This is a genomic window from Bacillus sp. 105MF (assembly GCF_000374885.1).
GTDB lineage: Bacteria > Bacillota > Bacilli > Bacillales > Bacillaceae_G > Bacillus_A > Bacillus_A pseudomycoides.
In genome coordinates this window covers 141489-164680 of sequence record NZ_KB895568.1, presented here as the reverse complement: position 1 = coordinate 164680, position 23192 = coordinate 141489, and the positions used below count along the sequence as shown (strand labels likewise).

Genomic DNA, 23192 nt, shown 5'->3' with positions numbered 1-23192 from the left:
AATCACCGTTGCAAAGCGCAACGTATGTAGATAACACCTTATCTATCTTATTGTTAGACTCTTTTTATTTTCTAAACAAAAAACAAAAAAGAAAATTGCTCCCCTCATCACGAAAAGTAATAAGTAGGGAGCAATTTTCTTTTATATTTACACTTTAAAAGTATTATCGTCCTGTTTTAAAGAGCCCAAAAATGATTCTACATGGACGATAATAAAAAGTCAAGAACTACACTTCTTCCTCTTCTTCTTCTGTTTCATCATACTCAAGTTCTTCGTCAGCGAATTCTTCCTCTTCATCATCTTCATCTAAATCATCAAGATCATCGTCTTCGTCAAGAACCTTGTCCAAATCTTCTACATCATCTTCTTCGTCATCACCGTCGAAGTCGTCTTCGTCTTCTTCAATGTAGTCATCAAAATCTTCTTCCTCTTCAACCTTACGTTTTTTCTTAGGCTTTGGCTGAGGTAAGATTTCTTCATCAATTTGCTCGTATGGGTACCAACTGCGTATCCCCCAACGGTTTTCTCCTAAATTGATGAAACGTCCATCGATATTTAAATCTGTATAGAATTGTGCGATCTTCGCAGCAACTTGTTCTTGAGATAGTCCCAGCACTTGAGCGATTTCCTGAACTAAATCATGGAATGACGTTGCCTGTCTTTTATCCTCTAAAACACTATGTACAACTTCAATCATGGATAATTCTTTTAGCTCTTCTGGTGAATATTTCTTAAAATCCACTTATGCGGCACTTCCTTTCTTAAAATATAATCCTATATATAACGGCCTGTTTAAAAAAATCCATACTATTCATTATAAACAAAACTCCAACAAATATGCTACAAAAAAAAACGGGAAACTTTCACGAGCAATCGATAAAAGTGATTACAGACCAGTATTTACAAGATTAACCTGTAGGGACTATATAAAGTGAAACTTTAATCAGTGGGGATTTCCTCTCATTTTCTCCTTCTGGTCTCACTCGGCATGGAGCTAAAAAAGGCACTGGCCGCTTCTATGCATGGCTAGATGCTCTCTCCCGCCTAAAAGAGGGGGATATCGTTTTATTTCGGAAGCATATGCGCGCCATGTAATACATACCTAATCTGCATTTCTGTATATTCCTCTAATGTATAAAGTTTTTGCAGGGCCCAGCGTCTAAATCCCCACATTTGTCCTTGAATGAAAATATTATGAGCCAGCAGTTGAATTTCCTTTTTCGTTAATGTAAATGTGCCATTTTTCGTACACTGTTCTAAAATATTTTCAAACATTCCCACCATTTGAAACTCTTTTTCTAGTACATATGGAAGAGACTCTTTCGGTAAAAAACGAACTTCTTGATACATAATTAATACTTCTTCTTGCAACTCATCCATTACTTTAAAATAATTCGTAATGGCTACCCTTAAACTTTCAACGCTTCCTTTTTCCGTGCAGACCACTTCTTCTAATCGTTCTTTTACATGTTCATAAATACTATCACATACTAAATACAACACATCATCTTTCGTACGGATATATTCGTAAAGTGTCCCAATACTAAACCCGGCCGCTTTTGCAATTTCCCTCGTTGTTGTACGAGGAAATCCCTTTTGCTTAAAGAGCTGCACCGCTCCTTTAATCATCTGCTCGCGCCTTAGTGCAACCAATTTCTCATCCTTTACAGACGCATGCACATTGTGCTTAACCATCCTCTTCACCTCTCTCTACCATTTGGAAGGAAAAAGCGTAGGAAAATACCTACGCTTTTTCTCTTATTTCGTTAACATGCGAGAAATTACAAGCCTTTGAATCTCTTGTGTTCCCTCATAAATTTGCGTAATCTTTGCATCACGCATGAACCGTTCTACCGGGTAATCTTTCGTATAACCGTAACCACCAAATACTTGTACTGCTTCCGTCGTTACTTTCATCGCTGTATCCCCAGCAAACACCTTCGACATCGCTGATTCTTTTCCGTACGGAAGTCCTTCTGATTCTAGCCAAGCAGCTTGGTATGTTAATAGGCGTGCTGCCTCTACACTTGTCGCCATATCTGCTAATTTAAAACCAATTCCTTGCTGCGCAGCAATTGGCTTTCCAAACTGATGCCGTTCTCTTGCATACTCCACAGAAGCATCTAAAGCTCCTTGCGCAATACCAACAGCTTGCGCCGCAATACCGTTACGACCACCGTCTAGCGTCTGCATTGCAATTTTGAACCCTTGTCCTTCTTCGCCAAGTAAATTTTCAGCAGGAATACGGCAGTCTTCAAACATGATTTCTGTTGTTGGTGAAGAGCGAATCCCAAGCTTGCTCTCTTTCTTACCAACTGAAAATCCTAGCGCATCGCTTTCTACAATGAATGCACTTGTGCCGCGCTGCTTTGATTCTGGATCAGTCAATGCAAAGACAACATAAATATCAGCAATGCCGCCATTTGTAATAAAAATCTTAGAACCATTTAAAATGTAGTGATCGCCATCTCGCTTCGCTGTCGTTCTCATTCCGCCTGCATCTGAACCAGAACCTGGCTCTGTTAAACCATATGCACCAATTTTCTTCCCTTCCGCCATCGGGCGTAAAAACTTTTGTTTTTGTTCCTCTGTTCCAAATTTAAAAATGGGCCAACCAGCAAGCGAAGTATGAGCAGATAACGTGACACCTGTCGAAGCGCAAACACGAGATAACTCTTCTACAGCAATCACATACGCTAAGTAATCGCTTCCAATCCCGCCGTATTCTTCAGGCCATGGAATTCCTGTTAAACCAAGGTTCGCCATTTGGTCAAATAAAGCGCGGTCAAATCGTTCTTCTTCATCTCGCTCCGCTGCTGTCGGCGCCACTTCATTTCTCGCAAAATCTCGAACCATTTTTCGTATCATTTCATGCTCTTCTGATAATTTAAAATCCATGTTCCTTCCCCTCACTCTCTCTTCTCTTTATAATGCTCGGCTAATAACAAGCCGCTGTATTTCACTCGTTCCTTCATAAATCTCACAAATTTTTGCATCACGGAAAAATCGCTCAACTGGATAATCTTTCGTATAGCCGTAACCGCCAAATACTTGTACCGCTTCAATTGCGACATCGACCGCTGTTTTCGAAGCAAACAGCTTTGCGATAGATGCTTCCTTCCCGCAAGGAAGTCCCTGTGCCCTAAGCGATGCCGCTCTATATACAAGTAACCTCGCAGCTTCTACGCTCGTAGCCATATCCGCCAGTTTAAAGCCCAGTCCTTGCTGCGCGGCAATTGGTTTTCCAAATTGCTGACGCTCCTTCGCATAATCCACTGCACATGCTAGCGCTGCCTCGGCGATGCCAAGTGCCTGTGCTCCAATACCAATGCGACCAACATCTAAATTCGCCATCGCTACTTTAAAACCTTGTCCTTCTTCACCGAGCAGGTTTTCTACTGGTACTTTCATATCTTCAAATGTTAATTGCACTGTACGAGAACCAAGCAGTCCCATCTTATGTTCGTCTTTTCCAACGATTAAGCCTGGTGTATCTTTCTCTACAATAAACGCAGAAATTCCGCTCTTCCCTGCATCTGGATTCGTAGAAGCAAACACGATATATGTATCCGCCTCGCCACCGTTTGTAATAAATACTTTCGAACCGTTAATGACATAGTAATCACCTTGCTTTACGGCTCTTGATTTTAAGCTACCTGCATCTGATCCCGCATTTGGCTCAGTTAAAGCAAATGCACCTAAGTATTCACCCGTCGCTAGTTTAGAAACATATTTTTGCTTTTGTTCTTCTGTTCCAAAATATAAAATTGGGTTTGTTCCAACCGATGTGTGTACCGCCAAAATAACACCAATTGTCGCGCTCACCTTTGATAATTCCTCAATAGCTAAAATGTAAGAAATGAAATCCATTTCCGCACCGCCATATTTCGCTGGTGCTGGAATCCCCATAAGTCCAAGTTCACCCATTTTCTTCAAAATCTCTCTAGGAAACACCCCTTGTTCCATCTCTGGAACAAAGGGAGCGATTTCCTTTTGTGCAAAATCTCGAACCATTTTCCTCATCATCTGCTGCTCTTCTGTAAAACGAAAATTCATATGCCCCGCCCCCATTTGCGATATATCTTTTTTCAACCACCTGGTAAGACCACTACTTTGTAAAAAAGAGGGAGACCTACCCTTGCTTTCTATTCGTATACGTAGAAACCACGACCTGTTTTTCGACCTAACCAACCAGCATTTACATATTTACGTAATAACGGACATGGGCGATACTTACTATCTCCTAGTCCTTCATGCAGAACCTCCATAATGTATAAACACGTATCTAGACCAATAAAATCTGCTAATGTTAACGGCCCCATTGGATGATTCATACCGAGCTTCATCACTTCATCAATTGCTTCTTTTGTTGCGACGCCTTCATATAGCGTATAAATCGCTTCATTAATCATCGGTAATAAAATACGGTTGGAAACAAATCCAGGGAAATCATTTACTTCAACTGGTACTTTTCCGATTTTCTTTGTAATGTCTTCGATTGTTTCGTATACTGCATCATCTGTTGCAAGACCCCGAATGATTTCAACAAGCTTCATAACCGGAACTGGATTCATAAAGTGCATCCCAATTACTTTCTCTGGTCTTTTCGTTACCGCTGCAATTTCTGTAATTGGTAAAGACGATGTATTTGTCGCCAAAATCGCATGTTCTGGTGCAATTTCATCTAAATTCGCGAAAATTTTCTTTTTAATATCCATTTTCTCAACGGCTGCCTCAATAACAAGATCTGCTTCTTTTACACAATTTAATTCAAGCGTCGCTGTAAGACGATTTAAAGTTGCTTCCTTTGACTCTTCATCCATGCGTCCTTTTTCTACTTGGCGTGCTAAGTTTTTTGTAATAATGGATAATCCCCGATCTAATTGCTCTTGTTTCAAATCCTGCATATATACGTCATATCCTGCCATCGCACATACTTGTGCAATACCTGAACCCATTTGCCCCGCACCGATTACAACAATTTTTTGCACACTCATTTTTTCTCCCCCTTTTTATTAATGAACTTCAATCATAATCGCGTCGCCTTGGCCACCGCCGCTGCAAATCGATGCAATTCCAATGCCGCCGCCGCGTTGCTTCAGTGCATGAATAAGCGTTACAATAATCCGTGCCCCGCTTGCTCCAATTGGATGTCCCATCGCAACCGCGCCACCGTTTACGTTAATTTTTTCCGGATCAATTCCTGCAATATTTGCACTCGCAATTGCAACTGCTGCAAAGGCTTCGTTAATCTCAAATAAGTCAATCTCATCCACTGTCTTACCTGTTTTCTTCAAAAGCTCATTAATCGCATACCCTGGTGTTCTTGGGAAATCTTTCGCTTCTACCGCAATTGCTGTATGTGCTAAAATCGTCGCTAACGGTTTTCTTCCTTCTTGCTGCGCTCTGTCCTCGCTCATTAATACAAGCGCCGCGCCGCCATCATTTAACCCTGGTGCATTTCCAGCCGTTACTGCCGCTGTTTTATCAAATACAGGCTTTAGCTTTGCTAGCTTTTCAACTGTTGTATCTTCGCGCGGCGCTTCATCTTTTGTAACAACAATCGGCTCACCTTTTCGCTGCGGTACAGATACTGGTACGATTTCCTCTTCAAATCGACCTTCCTTCTGCGCAGAAACTGCACGCTGATGACTGCGATATGCCCATTCATCTTGCACTTCGCGAGAGATTCCGTCCTCCTTCGCGACTTCTCCGCCATACACACCCATATGTACGCCAGAAAATGAACACGTTAAGCCATCTACTACATTTAGATCGGCAACTTGATTATGTCCCATCCGGTATCCCCATCGTGCACCTTGTAAAATATAAGGACTATTGCTCATTGATTCCATTCCGCCTGCTACAATAAGCGTTTGATCTCCAGTACGAATAATTTGATCAGCCATTGTTACAGCACGAAGACCAGATGCACAAACTTTATTCACTGTTTCTGTACGAGTTTCCCAGGGAAGTCCAGCTTCTCTCGCCGCTTGGCGCGAAGGAATTTGCCCCTGTCCTCCTTGAATCACCGCTCCGAATATAACTTCTTCAACATCATTTGCAGCAACATCCGCTCGCTCAAGCGCAGCTTTAATCGCAATTCCTCCAAGTTCCGTTGCTTTTACATCCTTTAAAGATCCCCCAAACTTTCCAACCGGCGTTCTTGCAGCACTTAAAATAACTGTTCTTACCACGTTTATTTCCCCCATTTCTTTTTTGGGCGCTGAGCGCCCGCTCGATACTCCTACGCTGAGAAGAGGTGCAAATCTTGCACCTCTTTCTAAAGTTGTATGGATTCTTACGTATTACATAACTTCTTTTTTAGACCCAATTACAGAGCGTTCTAAAATCTCTGTTACATCAAGTGTCTGAACTTGCTCTTCTACTTCTTTTGCTTTCGTACCGTCACTAATCATCGTTAGGCAGTACGGGCATCCCGTACCAATGATTGACGGTTTCACAGCAAGTGCTTGTTCTGTACGTGCAACGTTAATGCGCGAACCTGTTGTTTCTTCCATCCACATAAGTCCGCCGCCTGCACCGCAGCACATGCCTGTTTCACGATTACGCTCCATTTCAACAACTTTCACACCTGGAATTGCTTTTAAAATACTGCGCGGTGCTTCATATACTTCGTTGTATCTTCCTAAATAACAGGAGTCATGATACGTAATCGTCTCTTCAATACGGTGAACCGGCTCTAATCGTCCTTCTTTCACCCACTGTGCTAATAATTCTGTATGGTGATAGACTTCTGCTTGTAGACCAAAGTCTGGATACTCATTTTTAAATGTGTTATAGGCATGCGGATCAATCGTAACGATTTTCTTCACGCCTGCTTTTTCAAATTCTTCAATGTTCTTTGTGGCCATCTCTTGGAATACAAATTCGTTTCCAAGGCGGCGCGGCGTATCTCCCGAGTTCTTTTCTTTATTACCAAGAATCGCAAAGGAAATGCCCGCTTTATTCATCAGCTTCGCAAATGATATCGCAATTTTCTGACTGCGATTATCATAAGATCCCATTGATCCTACCCAGAATAAATATTCGAACTCTTCGCCAGCCTTTGTTTTCTCTTTCACAGTTGGAACGGTTACTTCATCATCGCCTTGGCGCCACGTTTCACGCTCTTTACGGTTCAGCCCCCACGGATTCCCTTGGCGCTCAATATTTGTCATCGCACGCTGCGCTTCTGGATCCATTTTTCCTTCTGTTAAAACGAGATAACGACGTAAATCAATAACTTTGTCAACGTGTTCATTCATAACTGGGCATTGATCTTCACAGCTACGGCACGTTGTACATGCCCAAATCTCTTCTTCTGTAATGACGTCTCCGATTAAACTTGGATCATAAGCAAGTGCTGTAGCAGCCGATTCTTGTTGCCCTTGCCCTGCTGCCATCATCGCTAACTGATTTCCTTGTGTATTGTTAAACGCAACCGCCGGAACCCATGGAGCCCGTGATGTTACCGCTGCCCCCTTATCCGTTAAGTGATCGCGAAGTTTTAAAATTAAATCCATTGGTGACAACATTTTGCCCGTTCCTGTTGCCGGGCACATATTTGTACAGCGCCCGCACTCTACACAAGCGTATAAATCAATAAGCTGCGTCTGTTTGAAATCCTCAATTTTCCCAACGCCGAATGTTTCTTGTGTCTCATCTTCAAAATCAATTTTTTCAAGTTTCCCTGGATTAGAAAGGCGAGTAAAGAATACATTAGCAGGTCCGGCAATTAAATGTGCGTGTTTTGATTGTGGTACATAAACTAAAAACGTTAACAAAATAAGTAGATGCACCCACCAAGAGAAATAGAACACAGAAATAGCTGCGGTTTCATTTATTCCTGAGAAAACGTAAGCGATTCCAGAAGCGATTGGTTCGCTCCACGAAAGCTCTTCGCCGTGCCATATAATGCCCATTCCGTTACCAAGTAGTACAGAAAGCATTAAGCCTCCGATAAAAATAAGAACAAGGCCTGATTTAAAATTACGTTTTAAACGAACAAGTTTTTCAACGTATCTTCTATGAAAAGCCCAAAAAACTGCGATTAAAATCATAAGTGTGATAATTTCCTGGAAGAATGTAAATGCAGGGTATAGTGGTCCAAATGGAAGATGTGATCCTGGTGCTAATCCTTTCCAAACGAAGTCAATTGCTCCAAATTGGACAAGAATAAATCCGTAAAAAAACATAACGTGCATGATACCGCTTTTCTTATCTTTCAGCAATTTTTTTTGACCGAAAACGTTAACCTTAAGAATATCCCACCTCTCTTTAAAGCGGCGATCAAATTCTACTTTTTTTCCTAATTGTATGTAGGCCATCCTTGTTCGTATCAAATATACAAACAAATATCCAGCATAAGCAATAACAGCAATGGCAGCCAGCCAATTAATGATCAGTAAACTATTCATTTTTATGATACCCCTCTCTTTGTAAGCCCTCTTTCTTTTAGAATCTTCGAAAATAAATAATTTTCTGAATTATATCCCCTATCCCCATTATATAATGAGTGAGCATTCAGTCAACAGTTTTTTGTTATACAACACAACATTTTTTCATAAAGCTGTTTATTTAGGTGAAACTATAAGAATGAATTCTCAGGAGGTAATTTGATAATGGTCTTTTTATCTCTTTTACTAACATGCTTAGTCATATGGGTCTCACTCGACTTTTTACTTGGAAGAAAACATCATTTAAAAAAAATAAAGTCCCGCCCTTTTCCCTTACGACGTAGCAATTTTAAATTGTATACATGGGGAACAAATTTATACAATGATTTATTTCTGGATATAAAGGGGGCAAAGCATCATATACATATTTTATTTTTCATTGTCAAAAATGATGAAGTTAGTCAAACTTTTTTACAGCTTCTCACTGAAAAAGCCAAACAAGGTATAGAAGTACGCCTCCTTCTCGATCGTATAGGAAGCCATCGTTTATCAGATGAAACCATTCGCTCACTCAGGAAACACGGTGTATCTTTTTCATATTGCCATAAAATCAAGATCCCTTTTCTCTTTTTTTCTGCAAACCAAAGAAATCATAGAAAAATTACGATTATCGATGGGAAAATTGGCTATATTGGAGGTTTCAACATCGGAGAAGAATATTTGGGGCATGATCCTGAATTGGGCCTTTGGCGTGATTATCATTTACGCCTGACCGGCGAAGGCGTACAAGATTTACAAAAACAATTTTTGCACGATTGGCGCGATGATACAAATGAAGATTTATTAGAAGAAGCATCATTTTTTCCTAAACAGTTTCCAGGCCCTATGCTACACCGCTTTATCCCAACAGACGGTGCCTATTTACAGGAAACATTTGTATCACTTATTGAAAGTGCAAAAGAGGAATTATATATTGGGACACCCTATTTCATTCCGGGAAAAATAGTAATGAATGCATTATTACAAGCAAAAAAACGAGGTGTTCGCATTACGATTCTCGTTCCTAAAAAAGCAGATCACCCACTCGTTCGCGAAGCTAAATTACCATACTGCCGGAAATTGATGAGGGCAGGGTGTCATATTTATGAATTTCAACAAGGATTTTTTCACGCGAAAATTATTATGGTAGATAATCATATTTGTGATATCGGAACAGCTAATTTTGATATGAGAAGTATATACATCAATCATGAAATAAATTGTCTCCTATATGATCGGGCTTTTATACAAGAAATTAAGGTGCACATTAGCAAAGATATTGAGGGGTCTACATTGCTTACTTGGAAAGATGTTTCCTCTCTCTCCCTTGTCGATAAAGGAAAAGAATGGATTGGGACGTTACTAGCGTTTTTCTTATGAAATGAAACTTTTATAATTAAATAATAAATAACGGGGGTAGGACAGATGATTATGCGCTTTGGGTATGTCTCACATGCAGTCGCTTTGTGGGACTGCTCCCCTGCTAAAACAATGACATTTACAACGTGGAAAAAGCTTGGGAAACAGGAACGAGAAGAAAAATTATATAATATTACAATGCAAAACCTTATGCATACATTACGTACCCTGCATTACAATATCGCACATGAAATTCCATTATACCGATTATCATCTTCTATCGTCCCGCTCGCAACCCATCCTGAAGTTGATTTTGATTATATCGATATATTTACACCCTTTTGGCGTAAGATGGGGAAATTAATTCGAGAGCATAACTTACGAGTCAGCTTTCATCCAAATCAGTTCACATTATTTACAAGTGAAAAACCTCATATTACAGATAATGCGGTTTTAGATATGACATATCACTATAACGTATTAGATGCAATGGGATTAGCAGACTCTTCCTACATTAATATCCATATTGGAGGTGCATACGGTAACAAAGAGAAAACTTTACTACGCTTTCATGAAAACTTAAAAAAGCTCCCTTTCCATATCAAGCAGCAAATGACACTTGAAAATGATGATAAAACATATACAGCTTCTGAAACATTAGCCGTTTGTAAGCAAGAAAGAATCCCTTTTGTATTTGATTATCATCATCACATGGCAAATCTTTGTGATGAACCGTTAGAGGAACTACTACCAGCTATTTTCGAAACGTGGAATCATACACATACAGTTCCTAAAGTCCATATTTCTTCACCAAGGTCAGAAAAGGAATTCAGATCCCACGCTAATTATATTGATACTGCATTTATAAATTCCTTTTTACATATTGCCAAAGCAGTAAATCAAGATTTTGACATTATGATTGAGAGTAAGCAAAAAGATTTAGCACTTTTTCAGTTAGTAGATGAACTTGCTTCTATAAGAGGAATGAAACGAATAAGCAGTGCAACGCTACAATGGTAATCGTAACGCTGTTTCACGATTCTCTTCTCTTCAGTGTGATTGCCGAAGGTGTTAAGGCCAAGAAATAATAGTCATTCTTACATACCTAAACCTTTGACTACATTCAAGAGCTTTGAATTATCTAACACTTTTATCCCTAACAAAAATAAAGAACCCTCACTTGGGTTCTTTTTTATCTTAATGTTCAAATGGTAGACCTGCAGCTAATTGTACTTGTTCCTGTTGATTTGTTAATGCGTGATCTTGACTCACTCCGAATGCAACACCAGCTAGCATTGCCATTGCCATTAAACCGTATGCAAGAATTTTTTTCATCACTCATCACCCTATGCTCTATTTTCTTTAAATATATCATGAAATAATTTCTTTAAAAAATGCAATTATGCATATTCTCTTATGGTTTCATTATTGAAAAATATAGAATGAAACTTCCATCAGTGGGAGTAATCTTCATTCCACACTGATTGTTAGCTCTCACCGATTGGGCTTTTACGGGCAGTTATCCTCCACCTATCTTTCTCTTTTCTCTCTTAATCTTGAAGTGGGGAATTACTGCCCACGAATAGCGGGATAAATTTAATTAGCTAGAGAATATTGTCTGTTCATTACGATCGGTTAATCCCTTTTCTGCTAATAATATCTCTTTGTGAGAATGTAAATCTAGTAAATCAAAAAATAATAAAGCCTTTTCATAAACAACTGTAATTTCACTTGGCGGATAAATTAATTTCTCTAAGCACTCTCCCTTTTGATAGTACAGTTGCCCAAGAAGATTCATACTCCCAATAAGTCGCGACGTTTCAATTGCTTTGTCTACTTGCTGAAGCGACTTTGCATATTCATTATTTAAACATAAAGCTTTCGCATAATTATATCGAACCTTAACAACAAAATCTTGATCACTCTGTAATGACTCCAGCTGTTGTAAAATATCTTGAAATAATGTAATAGCTTTTTCTAAATGGTTATTTTCTGCATAAATAATAGCAATCGAATTTTCGATATATAAATTTTGAAACACATCTACCCCACCATATTGCTGATGGATTATATTTTTCAGCTCTGAGATGCAGTATTCAAAATTAACTTTCTTTAAAGCATAAGAAGATAAATGATAATACCATAGAAGAAATTGCTTAAATTCAGGATGACTCTCTTCTTTCTTAAGTTCCTCTGAAACAATTTTATGAATTTCATCATACTGCTTCTTCTTACACAATAATTGAATTTGCTTCTTAAACTTTTTCTTTCTTTCGAGGTCAGAATAACTAAGAACCTCATAAAAATGAATAATGGGAACCCTTAGCTTTGCTGCAATCCCTTGCAGTATATCCATACTTGGATATACCGTTCCTGACTCAATCCTGCTTACTTCTGATTGATGACATATATTCTCAGACAACTGCTTTTGTGTTAAACCTCTTAACATTCTAATTTTCTTTATTTCAGCTCCCAGCTTTTCTGCGTGCATAATAGCTCACCATCCCATTACAGAAATCTAACTTTTCAAGTTGTCATACCACTACAATAATAGTTTTCCGGCACTTTTAGACATGAAATATTGCATAATATATATCATTTAGCACACTTTTCTTATAAATCATCTTATACAAATACAAGACTCCAAATGTTAGAGATGAATAATATAAAAGTTGCTAGTATATTCCTTACTTCTGTTCTATCCCTTATCATGTAGCAGCAATTATCGTGCCCCAAAAATTGATAACAATGAAGTGAACATTGAAGTTACTCAACCTAGCTTGATAATTAGTAAATAAACTGAACCACAAAACGTAACAATAGGAAATATTGCTAAAAATACTTAAAAGATGAAGTACAAGAGGTTAACGCGTAACAAAAACAAGTTACCACTGAAAAGATGTTGAATTTCAACCTACAAGAAAATCAAACCGAAGTATGTCTTTCCCAATCATATAAAAATGATGAAATATATGACCAAGACATCATTGCTCAAGTAGATAAACATGGGGTAATTAAGACAATTAGCGGTAAATTTACCCAAAATCTAGAACAGCAACCTAATCTTACTATAACAAATTTTTTGTCGAAAAATGAAGTAAAATCTATATTATGTCATAGACTTTACATTTTAGTGATAGAGGTTCAAAAAAAAAGAATAAAAAGATGTTTACCACTATAACCGGTAAACATCTTTTTTCATATCCAGCCCTTTTCTTCCGCAATCGCAATTGCTTCAATTCGGTTTTTCGCATTTAATTTTGTTAACACATCTGAAATATAATTCCGTACAGTACCAGATGAAAGATACAGTGTCTTGGCAATTTCATTTGCTGTTTTTCCTTCTTTCGCTAACAAAAGTACTTCTTTCTCACGATCTGATAACGGATTTTGCTCTTGCCATAGTCCAAACATTAATTCAGGGGAAATCTCTCGTTTCCCTTGCATCACATTGCGAATCGCTGCCGCTAAATCTTCACTTGGGCTGTCCTTTAATAAATATCCATGAACTCCTGCTTTCATTGCTCTTTCAAAATAACCTGGACGTGCGAATGTTGTTAAAATCATTACTTTGCATAGTAATTTTTTCTTTTGCAATTTCTCTGCAACATCTAAACCACTTTGAATCGGCATTTCAATATCCATAATACTTATATCTGGCTGCAACTTTTCAATTAATTTTAAAGCTTCTTCACCATTCTCCGCCTGCCCTACCACTTCAATGTCATCTTCTAAATCAAGCAGAGCTCCGAGCGCTCCCCTAAGCATTCGTTGATCCTCAGCAATGATGATTCTAATCATGCTCTCACCTCATCCTTTCCTGTTCTAATTACAATTGGAACCTTCACCGTTAACATCGTCCCAGGATGCGTTTCATCTAGTTCAAGTGCTCCATCAATAAGTGCAAGCCGTTCTTTCATACCTAAAATGCCATTCCCATCATGACTTTGTGCTTGTAATCCCACTCCATTATCTTTCACCTGCAAAATCAGTTCTCCTTGCGTTTCAAATAAGGAAACCATACATTCCGTCGCCTTACTATGCTTTACAACGTTCGTTACCGCTTCTCGCAAGCACATACCTACAATATTTTGCTCAAGTGGTGATAATGCACCAGAACTTGCTTTCTGCTTTACCTCTAGTGAAATATTAGCAGCTTGCAGGATAGCCTTTATTTGCTCAAGCTCTTCTTCCACAGTAATCATCCGCATATCGGAAATCAATTCACGCAATTGCTTTAAGGCTGTGCGCGATGTTTGCGTAATCTCCTTCGCTTCTATACTTGCACGCTCTGGATTTTTTACAATCAGCTTCTCAACAAGCTGGCTTTTTAAAGTAATGAGGGATAACGTATGTCCTAAAGTATCGTGAAGGTCTCTGGCGATTCGCTGACGTTCTTCACGTTTTACTAGATCTTTAATTTGTTCGTTTGCTTCACTTAACTGGTTCCTTAACACCTTTTTTTGATTAAAACTACGCATAGCAAAAGGCATCAGAAGCATCATAATAAACATTGGTACAGCACCTAAAAAAGATGTCAACGAAAAATCATTTCTGTATACAAATATGAATGTGATAACGGTTAGTACTAATAAAGAAAATAGTATTCGGAATGATTTCTTTGTAGGTGCAAATGCTATTGCATTTGCAGTAAAAAAGCCTAAATAAATAAGATATGGATTATAAAAAAAACCTAACACAAATGCGATGATCATTTGTATACATGCCCACATCATAAATGTCTTTTGCACAAAATAAAGTTGTCGGTATGCCAAAACAAAGATTACTAGCATACCGCTTCCTAACAATAGTTTCCAACCAGTTTCTTGTAGTAATGTGTAGATTGGAAACGCTAAATATACAAGCCATATATACGGGAAGAATCCCATATGTTTCGGAAAAATCTCAAACTTCTTCTCTATCATTTATACCGCTTCCTGTCTTTTTCTTATATATATTGATATTACAACAAATATAAGGAAATAACCTCCTAAAATCGCGATATTCTCCCAGCCTATAGATTTCCCCGCTACAATATCCCATGCCCCGCTTCCGAAGTGATATGTTGGTGTCCACTCTCCAATTGTTCTTAGCACTTTCGGAAACACTTCAATCGGCATCCATAAACCGCCTAGTACTGCTAAACTCATATTTAAAATGTTTGCGAGACCAGAAGCTGCATCTGCTTTCTTAATTGAACCTACAATCGTTCCAAGTGCTAAAAACGGCGTCACACCTATTAATAGCCATAATCCAGCACCAATCCATTGCCCGATCGTTAATTCCACGTTATTGATTAGCATACCTGCAATAAAGATCACAAGTATTGAAAAAGCATTTACCACTGTTTGAGAAATAATTTTAGCTGTTAAATATGCTCCCTCTGGAAGTGGTGTAATTTTTAAAAGATGTGTCCATCCTTGCCCTTTTTCTTGAGAAAGTCTCACACCAAAACTAAAAAGTGCTGTTCCTACAATACTGAAAGTAGCCATCGAAATTAAATAGTGCGCTTTCCAAGCATCTCCGTTCTGCGGTACTTGAATGACATTTGTAAAAATGTAATAAAACAGAACTGGCATTAATAATGAGAAAAAGATAAATAATTTATTGCGAAACGTACGTAAGATTTCTATTTTACATTGCATCCATAAGGCTTTCATGCAATTCCCTCCTTCTGATTTGCGACAAACTGTTCAAACGCTTCATCAAGACTTCCTCGTTCAACTGAGATATCTGTAACAGGTAAATTCTCTTTATAAATTGCTTGCAACGTAGCATCCGTATCATCTGTTGTGAGAATAACACGCGGTTCATGAAACTGTACTGCTGTAACATGCGGTAACCCCTTCAGCAAGTCTGTTGGAATTTTTTCTTTTGTGTAAAATGAAATGGTTTTTCGAGAAATCGTTGCTTTCATTTCCTCCGGAGTTCCATCAGCAATGATTTCTCCGTTTGCAAATAGTAAAATTCGATCTGCTAACGCATCTGCTTCTTCTAAATAATGCGTTGTCAAAATAATCGTTTTCCCTTCACTCGCTAGCTTTCGAATCGTTTCCCAGAAAGCCTTTCTAGATGTAATGTCCATTCCTACAGTCGGTTCATCTAAAAATAATAAATCTGGGTTTCCAGCAAGTGCGAGTGCAAAGTTTAATCTTCTTTTTTGACCACCTGATAATTTTTCACAACGCTGCCTTTTTTCCGATTCTAAATTTGATAACTGAAGTAATGTTTCTTTTGCAACTGGATTCGTATAATAGCTGCGAAATAGATCAATTGCTTCCTCCACTGATATACTATCGATAACACTCACCTCTTGTAGCATTGCACCGAGGCGATTACGAACTGCTCGCTGCTTGGGACTCTTTCCAAATATAGAAACACTTCCTTCTGATGGATCCTTTAATCCAAGCATCATTGAGATTGTTGTTGTTTTCCCTGCACCGTTTGGCCCAAGAAGTGCAACAATCTGCCCCTTCTCCACATGAAATGAAACATTATTTACAGCCTTTTTATGTTTAAATGTTTTTGAAACACCATTTACTTCAATAATCTTTTCCATCTTGCCACCTCCACTGTTCCTTATATTTACATTGTATAAATTGGAAGAGCTGGAAAACAGTAAAATACGTCATGATATGAATATGACAATTGTCATGAAGTTCCTATGAAACCCGTCAAGATGCCTTAAAAAGTATACTAACCGTACGCCAGTAGCAGGACAAAAATAAACATGATACAATCGTGTAAGATATATATTCGAGGAAGGACAGTGGTTTTTTTTATGATCATCCGTAATGAGAAGGATTTAGAAGGTTTACGAAAAATCGGCCGCGTTGTTGCGCTTGCACGCGAAGAGATGAAAAAACAAGCAAAGCCAGGTATGACAACGAAAGAGCTTGATTTGATCGGTAAAAAAGTATTAGATGAGCACGGTGCTATTTCTGCACCTGAAAAAGAATATGATTTCCCAGGTGTAACTTGTATTAGTGTAAATGAAGAAGTTGCACACGGTATTCCAAAAGATCAAGTATTAAAAGAAGGCGACTTAGTAAATGTTGATGTATCTGCGGCACTTGACGGTTATTATGCAGATACAGGTATCTCTTTTGTTCTTGGGCAAGATGAAGAAAAAGAAAAACTTTGCCAAGCAGCAGTAGATGCATTTTGGGCAGCAATGAAAAAAGTAAAAGCTGGTTCGAAACAAAACCAAATCGGTCGTGCAGTTTCTAACTTTGCTCATAAAAATGGCTATGCCGTTATCCAAAACTTAACAGGGCATGGCATCGGTCTTAGCTTACACGAAGCACCAAATCACATTCTAAGCTACTACGATCCAATGGATAATGCACTTCTTAAAGATGGTCTTGTTATCGCTGTAGAACCTTTCATTTCTATGAAGGCTGACCATATTATTGAACGCGGCGATGACGGTTGGACATTTGTAACACCAGATAAAAGCCTTGTTGCACAATGTGAACATACAGTCGTCGTAACACGCGGTGAGCCGATTATTTTAACTGAACTGTAAGGGATAAAAGGAATGCAAGTGGCATTCCTTTTTCTATACAAAAAAAAGAGAAATCACACTGATTTCTCTTCTTTTCATATGGATGCCTTACATCTAATGATAATTATCATGAAATGTGGAAACATGACAATTATCATGTTCAAAAGGTTCAAGCATGAGAAAAAGAAATCTCACCATGGATTTCTTTTTCTCTACATATTCTAAAGCTTGGGTACACTAGACATGCAATTTAGGGGCTTTCAAAACAAGAAAGCGAACCTTTGTCTAAAATAATAGCACATACATCCTCTCTAAAAATATGCATATATGCATATGAAATGATTCTACTTTTATTTCTCAACTTGAATTAATTGAAAATACAAAAAGCAGGAGATAGAATAGAGTCGTTATCCGTCTTCTTTTGTCAGTCAGATAGAATAGAAGAATAGGAGAGGAATATATGAAGAGAACATTGAAACAAAAAATAGTAAGCTCTTTGCTTGCTGCAACACTCGCTGTCAGCTTAGCTCCAATTGGACAAGCAAAAGCTGATTCCCCGCCAGAAACGATCAAAACTCCACCTATTACAGGGCAAGTTAATGCTAACCGTGCAATCGAACACGTCCGTTTTTTATCAGAAACAATTGGCCCGCGCCCTGGTGGAACACAATCAGAAAAATGGGCTTCTCGCTATGTTGGGATGCAATTACAGTCAATGGGATATGAAGTAGAATATCAGCCATTTGCTGTACCCGATCAATATGTAGGATTTATTGATTCTCCTTTATCACGTTCAAAAAATTGGCAAGCAGGCGCCGCCCCAAATGCTTTAATTTCTACTGAGGCTGTCACCGCTCCTCTTATTTTTGTGCCGAATGGGACAAAATTAGAGGAAATTCCAAATGAAGTAAACGGAAAAATTGTCTTATTTGAAAGAGGTGCAACAGTAGCAGACTACAACAAACAAGTAGAAAATGCCGTTGCAAAAGGTGCAAAAGGCGTTCTCTTATATAGCCTAATTGGCGGCCGCGGCAACTATGGCCAAACCTTCAATCCAAGATTAACGAAAAAACAGTCCATCCCTGTATTTGGTCTTGCTTATGCACAAGGTAATGCCTTCAAAGAAGAATTAGCAAAAAAGGGAAGTACAATCCTTTCTTTAAAAGCACGACATGAATCAAACTTACAATCTCTAAATGTTATCGCGAAAAAGAAACCGAAAAAGAGCACTGGAAATGAAAAAGCTGTTATTGTAAGTTCACATTATGACAGCGTTGCTGGAGCACCAGGAGCAAATGATAATGCTTCTGGAACAGGGTTAGTATTAGAACTAGCTCGCGCATTTCAAAATGTAGAAACTGACAAAGAAATCCGATTTATTGCTTTCGGTTCAGAGGAAATGGGGTTGCTTGGTTCAGAGCACTACGTTGACAACTTATCTCAAAAAGAACGCGATCGTATTCTAGGCGTTTTTAATGCTGATATGGTTGCTACAAACTATGATAAAGCAAAAAATTTATATGCAATGACGCCAGATGGTTCTACGAATCTTGTAACAGACGCAGCATTAAATGCTGGAAAACAATTAAATAATGATCTTGTTCTGCAAGGAAAGTTTGGTTCTAGTGACCATGTGCCATTCGCTTACGCTGGCATCCCTGCCGCTCTATTCATCTGGATGGGAGTAGATAGTTGGGATCCACTCATCTATCATATTGAAAAGGTATACCATACGCCGCAAGATAACGTTCTAGAAAACATCTCACCTGAACGTATGAAAATGGCTTTAGATGTCATTGGCACTGGTGTTTATGATGTTCTGCAAAAACCGGCAGTACAAACAGGGCAGAAAGCTGCTTAATTATCACCAAAGCCACTCACTCCAAAGTGATGGCTTTTTTGTTTAAAAAATAAATATGCATAAAAGCATATTTATTTCAAGGTATTATCATGTTATAATACTAAATATAACAATAATCAAATATAACAATAATGATTATACTTGATAAGAAGGCATTTCTATTATAAAAAAACGATTCTTGTAGGTATATTAACTTTTGCTGGACAGGAGCTACTGCTGCAACCATTCAAGAACAAAGCTTTACAAAATACTATTTCTAATTTCTCCATAGAAAAACCCCCTTCAGGTTGCATTCTTCCTTTCACTTTATCGTGAAGTTTTTTTGAATATCTACCTAAAGGGAGTAATATCAATAGTAATTTTTTAATTTGTCTGCTACTCAGATTACAGTGTAATCAATAATCTAAAGCTTTTTTATTATTTTATTCGTTGTCGAGTGAATAGAATTCCACCTAAAACGAATAATATCATACCTGCAACGATTGAAATCATTTCCGCTGATGTTCCTCCTGTATTAGGAAGCATTGATGTCGGCTTATCATTTTCTTCAGTAGGTGGAACTTTTGAATCGTTATTTGTGTTTGGATCTGTACTTGGATCTTTTGGATCTACACCTGTTTCGTCTTTGATTTTTGTATTCGTGATGTCATAACCTTTTACTTCGGATTCATATCCATTTACCGGTTGTTCTTTCACTTCATACTTATATGCCTTACCTTCGGCATCATATGCCGCTAAGTCTGTAAATGCATATTTCCAACCGCTTGCTTCGCTTACTTCTTGCGTTGCAATCACTTTACCATTTTGTAGTAGGTCTACTTTGATCATTGCCGGACGATCTTTCGCATTATCGTCTTTCCATGTCTTCGTTCCTTCTACTTTTGTTTGGCTTACTTTTGTATTCGTGATGTCATAACCTTTTACTTCCGGTTGATATCCATCTACCGGTTGTTCTTTCACTTCATACTTGTATGCCTTACCTTCGGCATCGTATGCCGCTAAATCTTTGAATTCATACTTCCAACCGCTTGCTTCACTTACTTCTTGTGTCGCAAGCACTTTGCCATTTTGTAGTAAGTCTACTTTGATCATTGCCGGACGATCTTTCGCATTATCGTCTTTCCATGTCTTCGTTCCTTCTACTTTTGTTTGGCTTACTTTTGTATTCGTGATGTCATAACCTTTTACTTCGGATTGATATCCATCTACCGGTTGTTCTTTCACTTCATACTTATATGTCTTACCTTCGTCATCATATGCCGCTAAGTCTGTAAATGCATATTTCCAACCTGTTGCTTTGCTTACTTCTTGCGTCGCAATCACTTGGCCATTTTGTAGTAAGTCCACTTTAATTGCTTTCGGACGATCTTTCGCATTATCGTCTTTCCACATTTTTGTTCCTTCCACTTTTGTTTGGCTTACTTTTGTATTCGTAATGTCATAACCTTTGACTTCCGATTTATATCCTTTTACTGGTTGTTCTTTCACTGTATACTCGTAAGCTACTCCGTTTTCATCATATGCTTGTAGGTTTTCAAATGCGTACTTCCAATTTGTTGCTGCTGTTACTTCTTTTGTGTCTACTACTTTACCGTTTTGTAGTAAATCTACTTTAATCGTGCTTGGACGATCTGTTGCGTTGTTATCGTTCCAAGTCTTTGTTCCTTCTACTTTCGTTTCGCCTACTTTTGTATTTGTGATGTCATAACCTTTCACCTCAGATTTGTATCCGTCTACCGGTTGTTCTTTCACTTCATACTTGTAAGCTGCTCCATTTTCATCAAACGCTTCTAAATCTTTAAATTCATACTTCCAGCCTATTTCTTTGCTTACTTCTTGTGTCGCAATCACTGTACCGTTTTGTAGTAAGTCTACTTTGATGGCTTTATGCTCTTCCTCTGTGCCACCTTTCCAGGTCTTCGTTCCTGAAACTGATGTCTTACCTACTTTTGTATTCGTGATGTCATAACCTTTTACTTTTGATTCGTATCCGTCTACTGGTTGTTCTTTCACTTCATACTTGTAAGCTACTCCATTTTCATCATATGCCACTAAATCTTTAAACTCATACTTCCACTCTGTTGCTTTGCTTACTTCTTTCGTGTCAATCTCTTTGCCATTTTGTAGTAATTTCACTTTGATTGACTCTGGGCGATCTGATGCATTGTTATCGTTCCAAGTCTTCTTTCCTGAAACTGATGTCTTGCCTACTTTTGTATTCGTGATGTCATAACCTTTTACTTCTGTTTGATATCCATCTACCGGTTGTTCTTTCACTTCATATTTATATGCTTTTCCGTCTGCATCGTTTACCACTAAATCTTTAAATTCATACTTCCAGCCTGTTGCTTCGCTTACTTCTTGTGTTGCGATCACTTGGCCATTTTGTAGTAAGTCTACTTTGATCATTGCTGGACGATTTGTTGCGTTTCCGTCCTTCCACGTCTTCTTTCCTTCTACTTTTGTGGTTTGTACCACTTTTGTATTTGTAATGTCATAACCTTTTACTTCTGTTTGATATCCATCTACCGGTTGTTCTTTTACTTCATACTTATATGCTTTTCCGTCTGTATCATATGCCGCTAAGTCTTTGAATTCATATTTCCAGCCTGTTGCTTCTGTTACTTCTTGTGTTGCGATCACTTTACCATTTTGTAGTAAGTCTACCTTAATCATCGTCGGACGATCTTTCGCATTATCGCCTTTCCACGTCTTTGTTCCTGTAACAGATGTAGTTTTCACTTTATTCGGAATTGGCAGCTCCACTCCATTTACATCACCTGATTTAACCTCGAAACTTACTTTTGCTTGAGGATCGAAATCAACATAGTCTGGAGCAGAAACCTCTTGCATATAATATTTACCCGGTTGTAAGTTAGGAATTTCAATTATCCCGTCGTTATTTGTTTTATATTCGCCCCCAACTTGTTCACCCGACTCTTTATACAACTTAAACGAAACATTTGGGATTACTTTTTCTTTATTTCCTTCAATATGTTTAACAATTTTTAGCGTTCCTTTTGGAACCTCGTTACCTTCAGCACCACCGCCAGCTGTCATATTTTCGACTGGGTAACTACCCGATTCAGTAACTGGGTCTTTGTGAAAAACTTGGTAATCAATCGTATAATCATTCTTAAAAAACTCTTGCTTCTTTCCGGCTTCCGTTATAGTAGATGTATAACCAATCGAAAAGGAGGCAAGACGTGCTTTATCCTTATAAAGCACAACTTTAAATGATCTGTCACCAGTAAAGGTAATCGTTCCGTAACGTTGCTTTTCAAACTCTTGTAGCGTTAAAGATCGACGACCTAGATAATCATCAATAATTATATAGAAACTATCCTTATTAAGTGTTTGACCTTCCTGTAAATTATCAGTCACAACAATATCGCGACTTAACTCTTCTTTATTTAAGTTTATATTCAAGAACCAACGTACTTCATTGTCCTTACCTGAGTTCATATCACCAGTTTTATAAAAAAACGGTGACTTTCCAGGATCTGTACCACCACCACCGCTTGGGCCGGTAATTGTTACAGATTGCTTATCTACATTTGTACCGAAATTGGTTTCAATCTCTTTCTTTTGATCCGTTCCTACATTAGCAGCTTCCACGTAAAAGTTTAAATACCCTTTAATATTTTGATGTGTACTCACTCTATCATTAAATGTACATACCACAGTACCTGCAGTGACTTTACAAGTACCATAGTCATCTAATGGAAACTCTCTATCTAATCCTTTTAATTCTGGAGGCAGCGTTAATGTTAGTGTGTCTCCAGGCTTCAGCCTAAGTCCATTTTTTTCACTGAAGTTTACAGTTACTTTAGTCCGTTCTGTGGTCTGTAGATTTGTTTTATCAATCTTAAAACTATCCACAAGTCCCGCTGTATTTAACTCTTGTGCATTTGCTATTATAGGCAGCAAACTCTGACCTATAGTAAACATAAAAATCATTATAATCGAAAAAATCGAAGTTATTCTTTTTAAATACATGCTTTCTGTTATCCTCCCTATAAAATTA

18 protein-coding genes are annotated in these 23192 nt (G+C 38.1%); 4 read left to right on the top strand and 14 right to left on the bottom strand.

Going from position 1 to position 23192, the window contains the following annotated elements; all coding sequences use genetic code 11:
- Positions 1–226 precede the first annotated feature (226 nt).
- From rpoE to C564_RS0107620, 7 genes are all read right to left on the bottom strand, one after another.
- Positions 227–742 carry a DNA-directed RNA polymerase subunit delta gene (gene rpoE, locus C564_RS0107650; RefSeq protein WP_018764916.1) on the bottom strand — a complete coding sequence of 172 codons (516 nt, stop codon included), beginning with the start codon at positions 740–742 and terminating at the stop codon, positions 227–229.
- 323 nt (positions 743–1065) lie between these two features.
- Entirely contained in the window at positions 1066–1695 is a 630-nt protein-coding gene (locus C564_RS0107645; RefSeq protein WP_018764915.1) for a TetR/AcrR family transcriptional regulator, read from the bottom strand.
- Positions 1696–1758: 63 nt separating this feature from the next.
- On the bottom strand, positions 1759–2898 hold the full coding sequence (gene acdA / locus C564_RS0107640; RefSeq protein WP_018764914.1) for an acyl-CoA dehydrogenase AcdA: 1140 nt from the start codon (positions 2896–2898) through the stop codon (positions 1759–1761).
- Positions 2899–2925: 27 nt separating this feature from the next.
- Positions 2926–4056: an acyl-CoA dehydrogenase gene (locus C564_RS0107635; RefSeq protein ID WP_018764913.1), complete on the bottom strand. Its 1131-nt coding sequence runs from the start codon at positions 4054–4056 to the stop codon at positions 2926–2928.
- An 89-nt stretch (positions 4057–4145) separates the two neighbouring features.
- Positions 4146–4997 carry a 3-hydroxybutyryl-CoA dehydrogenase gene (locus tag C564_RS0107630; RefSeq protein ID WP_006096674.1) on the bottom strand — a complete coding sequence of 284 codons (852 nt, stop codon included), beginning with the start codon at positions 4995–4997 and terminating at the stop codon, positions 4146–4148.
- 18 nt (positions 4998–5015) lie between these two features.
- Complete coding sequence (locus C564_RS0107625; protein ID WP_026008494.1) at positions 5016–6299, bottom strand: acetyl-CoA C-acetyltransferase; 1284 nt, start codon at positions 6297–6299, stop codon at positions 5016–5018.
- Between the two features lie 9 nt (positions 6300–6308).
- Positions 6309–8420: a (Fe-S)-binding protein gene (locus C564_RS0107620; RefSeq protein WP_018764912.1), complete on the bottom strand. Its 2112-nt coding sequence runs from the start codon at positions 8418–8420 to the stop codon at positions 6309–6311.
- Between the two features lie 204 nt (positions 8421–8624).
- Between C564_RS0107620 and cls the strand changes: the two genes are divergently transcribed.
- Together cls and uvsE are read left to right on the top strand one after the other, a co-directional pair.
- Positions 8625–9818 carry a cardiolipin synthase gene (gene cls / locus C564_RS0107615; RefSeq protein WP_018764911.1) on the top strand — a complete coding sequence of 398 codons (1194 nt, stop codon included), beginning with the start codon at positions 8625–8627 and terminating at the stop codon, positions 9816–9818.
- A gap of 45 nt (positions 9819–9863) precedes the next feature.
- Entirely contained in the window at positions 9864–10817 is a 954-nt protein-coding gene (gene uvsE, locus C564_RS0107610) for a UV DNA damage repair endonuclease UvsE (protein WP_018764910.1), read from the top strand.
- 177 nt (positions 10818–10994) lie between these two features.
- On the opposite strand, the gene C564_RS0107605 is transcribed toward uvsE, so the two are convergent.
- The 6 genes from C564_RS0107605 to C564_RS0107575 all read right to left on the bottom strand — a co-directional run bounded on the left by C564_RS0107605 (position 10995) and on the right by C564_RS0107575 (position 16356).
- Entirely contained in the window at positions 10995–11132 is a 138-nt protein-coding gene (locus tag C564_RS0107605) for a quorum-sensing peptide PapR (protein WP_018764909.1), read from the bottom strand.
- Between the two features lie 265 nt (positions 11133–11397).
- Complete coding sequence (locus tag C564_RS0107600; RefSeq protein ID WP_018764908.1) at positions 11398–12288, bottom strand: helix-turn-helix domain-containing protein; 891 nt, start codon at positions 12286–12288, stop codon at positions 11398–11400.
- 707 nt (positions 12289–12995) lie between these two features.
- Positions 12996–13598: a response regulator transcription factor gene (locus tag C564_RS0107590; protein WP_018764906.1), complete on the bottom strand. Its 603-nt coding sequence runs from the start codon at positions 13596–13598 to the stop codon at positions 12996–12998.
- Positions 13595–14722, bottom strand: coding sequence for a sensor histidine kinase (locus tag C564_RS0107585; protein WP_018764905.1), 1128 nt, complete (start codon positions 14720–14722; stop codon positions 13595–13597). The genes C564_RS0107590 and C564_RS0107585 overlap by 4 nt, the downstream gene beginning before the upstream one ends.
- Complete coding sequence (locus C564_RS0107580) at positions 14723–15457, bottom strand: ABC transporter permease (protein ID WP_018764904.1); 735 nt, start codon at positions 15455–15457, stop codon at positions 14723–14725.
- Complete coding sequence (locus C564_RS0107575) at positions 15454–16356, bottom strand: ABC transporter ATP-binding protein (RefSeq protein ID WP_018764903.1); 903 nt, start codon at positions 16354–16356, stop codon at positions 15454–15456. Before C564_RS0107575 ends, C564_RS0107580 begins: the two co-directional genes overlap by 4 nt.
- A gap of 171 nt (positions 16357–16527) precedes the next feature.
- Between C564_RS0107575 and map the strand changes: the two genes are divergently transcribed.
- Positions 16528–17325, top strand: a complete 798-nt coding sequence (map, locus tag C564_RS0107570) for a type I methionyl aminopeptidase (protein WP_026008493.1) — start codon at positions 16528–16530, stop codon at positions 17323–17325.
- Between the two features lie 439 nt (positions 17326–17764).
- Complete coding sequence (locus C564_RS0107560; RefSeq protein WP_018764900.1) at positions 17765–19165, top strand: M28 family metallopeptidase; 1401 nt, start codon at positions 17765–17767, stop codon at positions 19163–19165.
- A 417-nt stretch (positions 19166–19582) separates the two neighbouring features.
- On the opposite strand, the gene C564_RS34485 is transcribed toward C564_RS0107560, so the two are convergent.
- Positions 19583–23164 carry a Cna B-type domain-containing protein gene (locus C564_RS34485; protein ID WP_018764899.1) on the bottom strand — a complete coding sequence of 1194 codons (3582 nt, stop codon included), beginning with the start codon at positions 23162–23164 and terminating at the stop codon, positions 19583–19585.
- Positions 23165–23192 lie beyond the last annotated feature (28 nt).

Coding starts and splice junctions, on each gene's coding strand:
- C564_RS0107645 (WP_018764915.1), bottom strand. CDS start 1,695: ATGGTTAAGCACAATGTGCATGCGTCTGTAAAGGATGAGAAATTGGTT.
- acdA (WP_018764914.1), bottom strand. CDS start 2,898: ATGGATTTTAAATTATCAGAAGAGCATGAAATGATACGAAAAATGGTT.
- C564_RS0107635 (WP_018764913.1), bottom strand. CDS start 4,056: ATGAATTTTCGTTTTACAGAAGAGCAGCAGATGATGAGGAAAATGGTT.
- C564_RS0107630 (WP_006096674.1), bottom strand. CDS start 4,997: ATGAGTGTGCAAAAAATTGTTGTAATCGGTGCGGGGCAAATGGGTTCA.
- C564_RS0107620 (WP_018764912.1), bottom strand. CDS start 8,420: ATGAATAGTTTACTGATCATTAATTGGCTGGCTGCCATTGCTGTTATT.
- cls (WP_018764911.1), top strand. CDS start 8,625: ATGGTCTTTTTATCTCTTTTACTAACATGCTTAGTCATATGGGTCTCA.
- uvsE (WP_018764910.1), top strand. CDS start 9,864: ATGATTATGCGCTTTGGGTATGTCTCACATGCAGTCGCTTTGTGGGAC.
- C564_RS0107605 (WP_018764909.1), bottom strand. CDS start 11,132: ATGAAAAAAATTCTTGCATACGGTTTAATGGCAATGGCAATGCTAGCT.
- C564_RS0107600 (WP_018764908.1), bottom strand. CDS start 12,288: ATGCACGCAGAAAAGCTGGGAGCTGAAATAAAGAAAATTAGAATGTTA.
- C564_RS0107590 (WP_018764906.1), bottom strand. CDS start 13,598: ATGATTAGAATCATCATTGCTGAGGATCAACGAATGCTTAGGGGAGCG.
- C564_RS0107585 (WP_018764905.1), bottom strand. CDS start 14,722: ATGATAGAGAAGAAGTTTGAGATTTTTCCGAAACATATGGGATTCTTC.
- C564_RS0107580 (WP_018764904.1), bottom strand. CDS start 15,457: ATGAAAGCCTTATGGATGCAATGTAAAATAGAAATCTTACGTACGTTT.
- C564_RS0107575 (WP_018764903.1), bottom strand. CDS start 16,356: ATGGAAAAGATTATTGAAGTAAATGGTGTTTCAAAAACATTTAAACAT.
- map (WP_026008493.1), top strand. CDS start 16,528: ATGATACAATCGTGTAAGATATATATTCGAGGAAGGACAGTGGTTTTT.
- C564_RS0107560 (WP_018764900.1), top strand. CDS start 17,765: ATGAAGAGAACATTGAAACAAAAAATAGTAAGCTCTTTGCTTGCTGCA.
- C564_RS34485 (WP_018764899.1), bottom strand. CDS start 23,164: ATGTATTTAAAAAGAATAACTTCGATTTTTTCGATTATAATGATTTTT.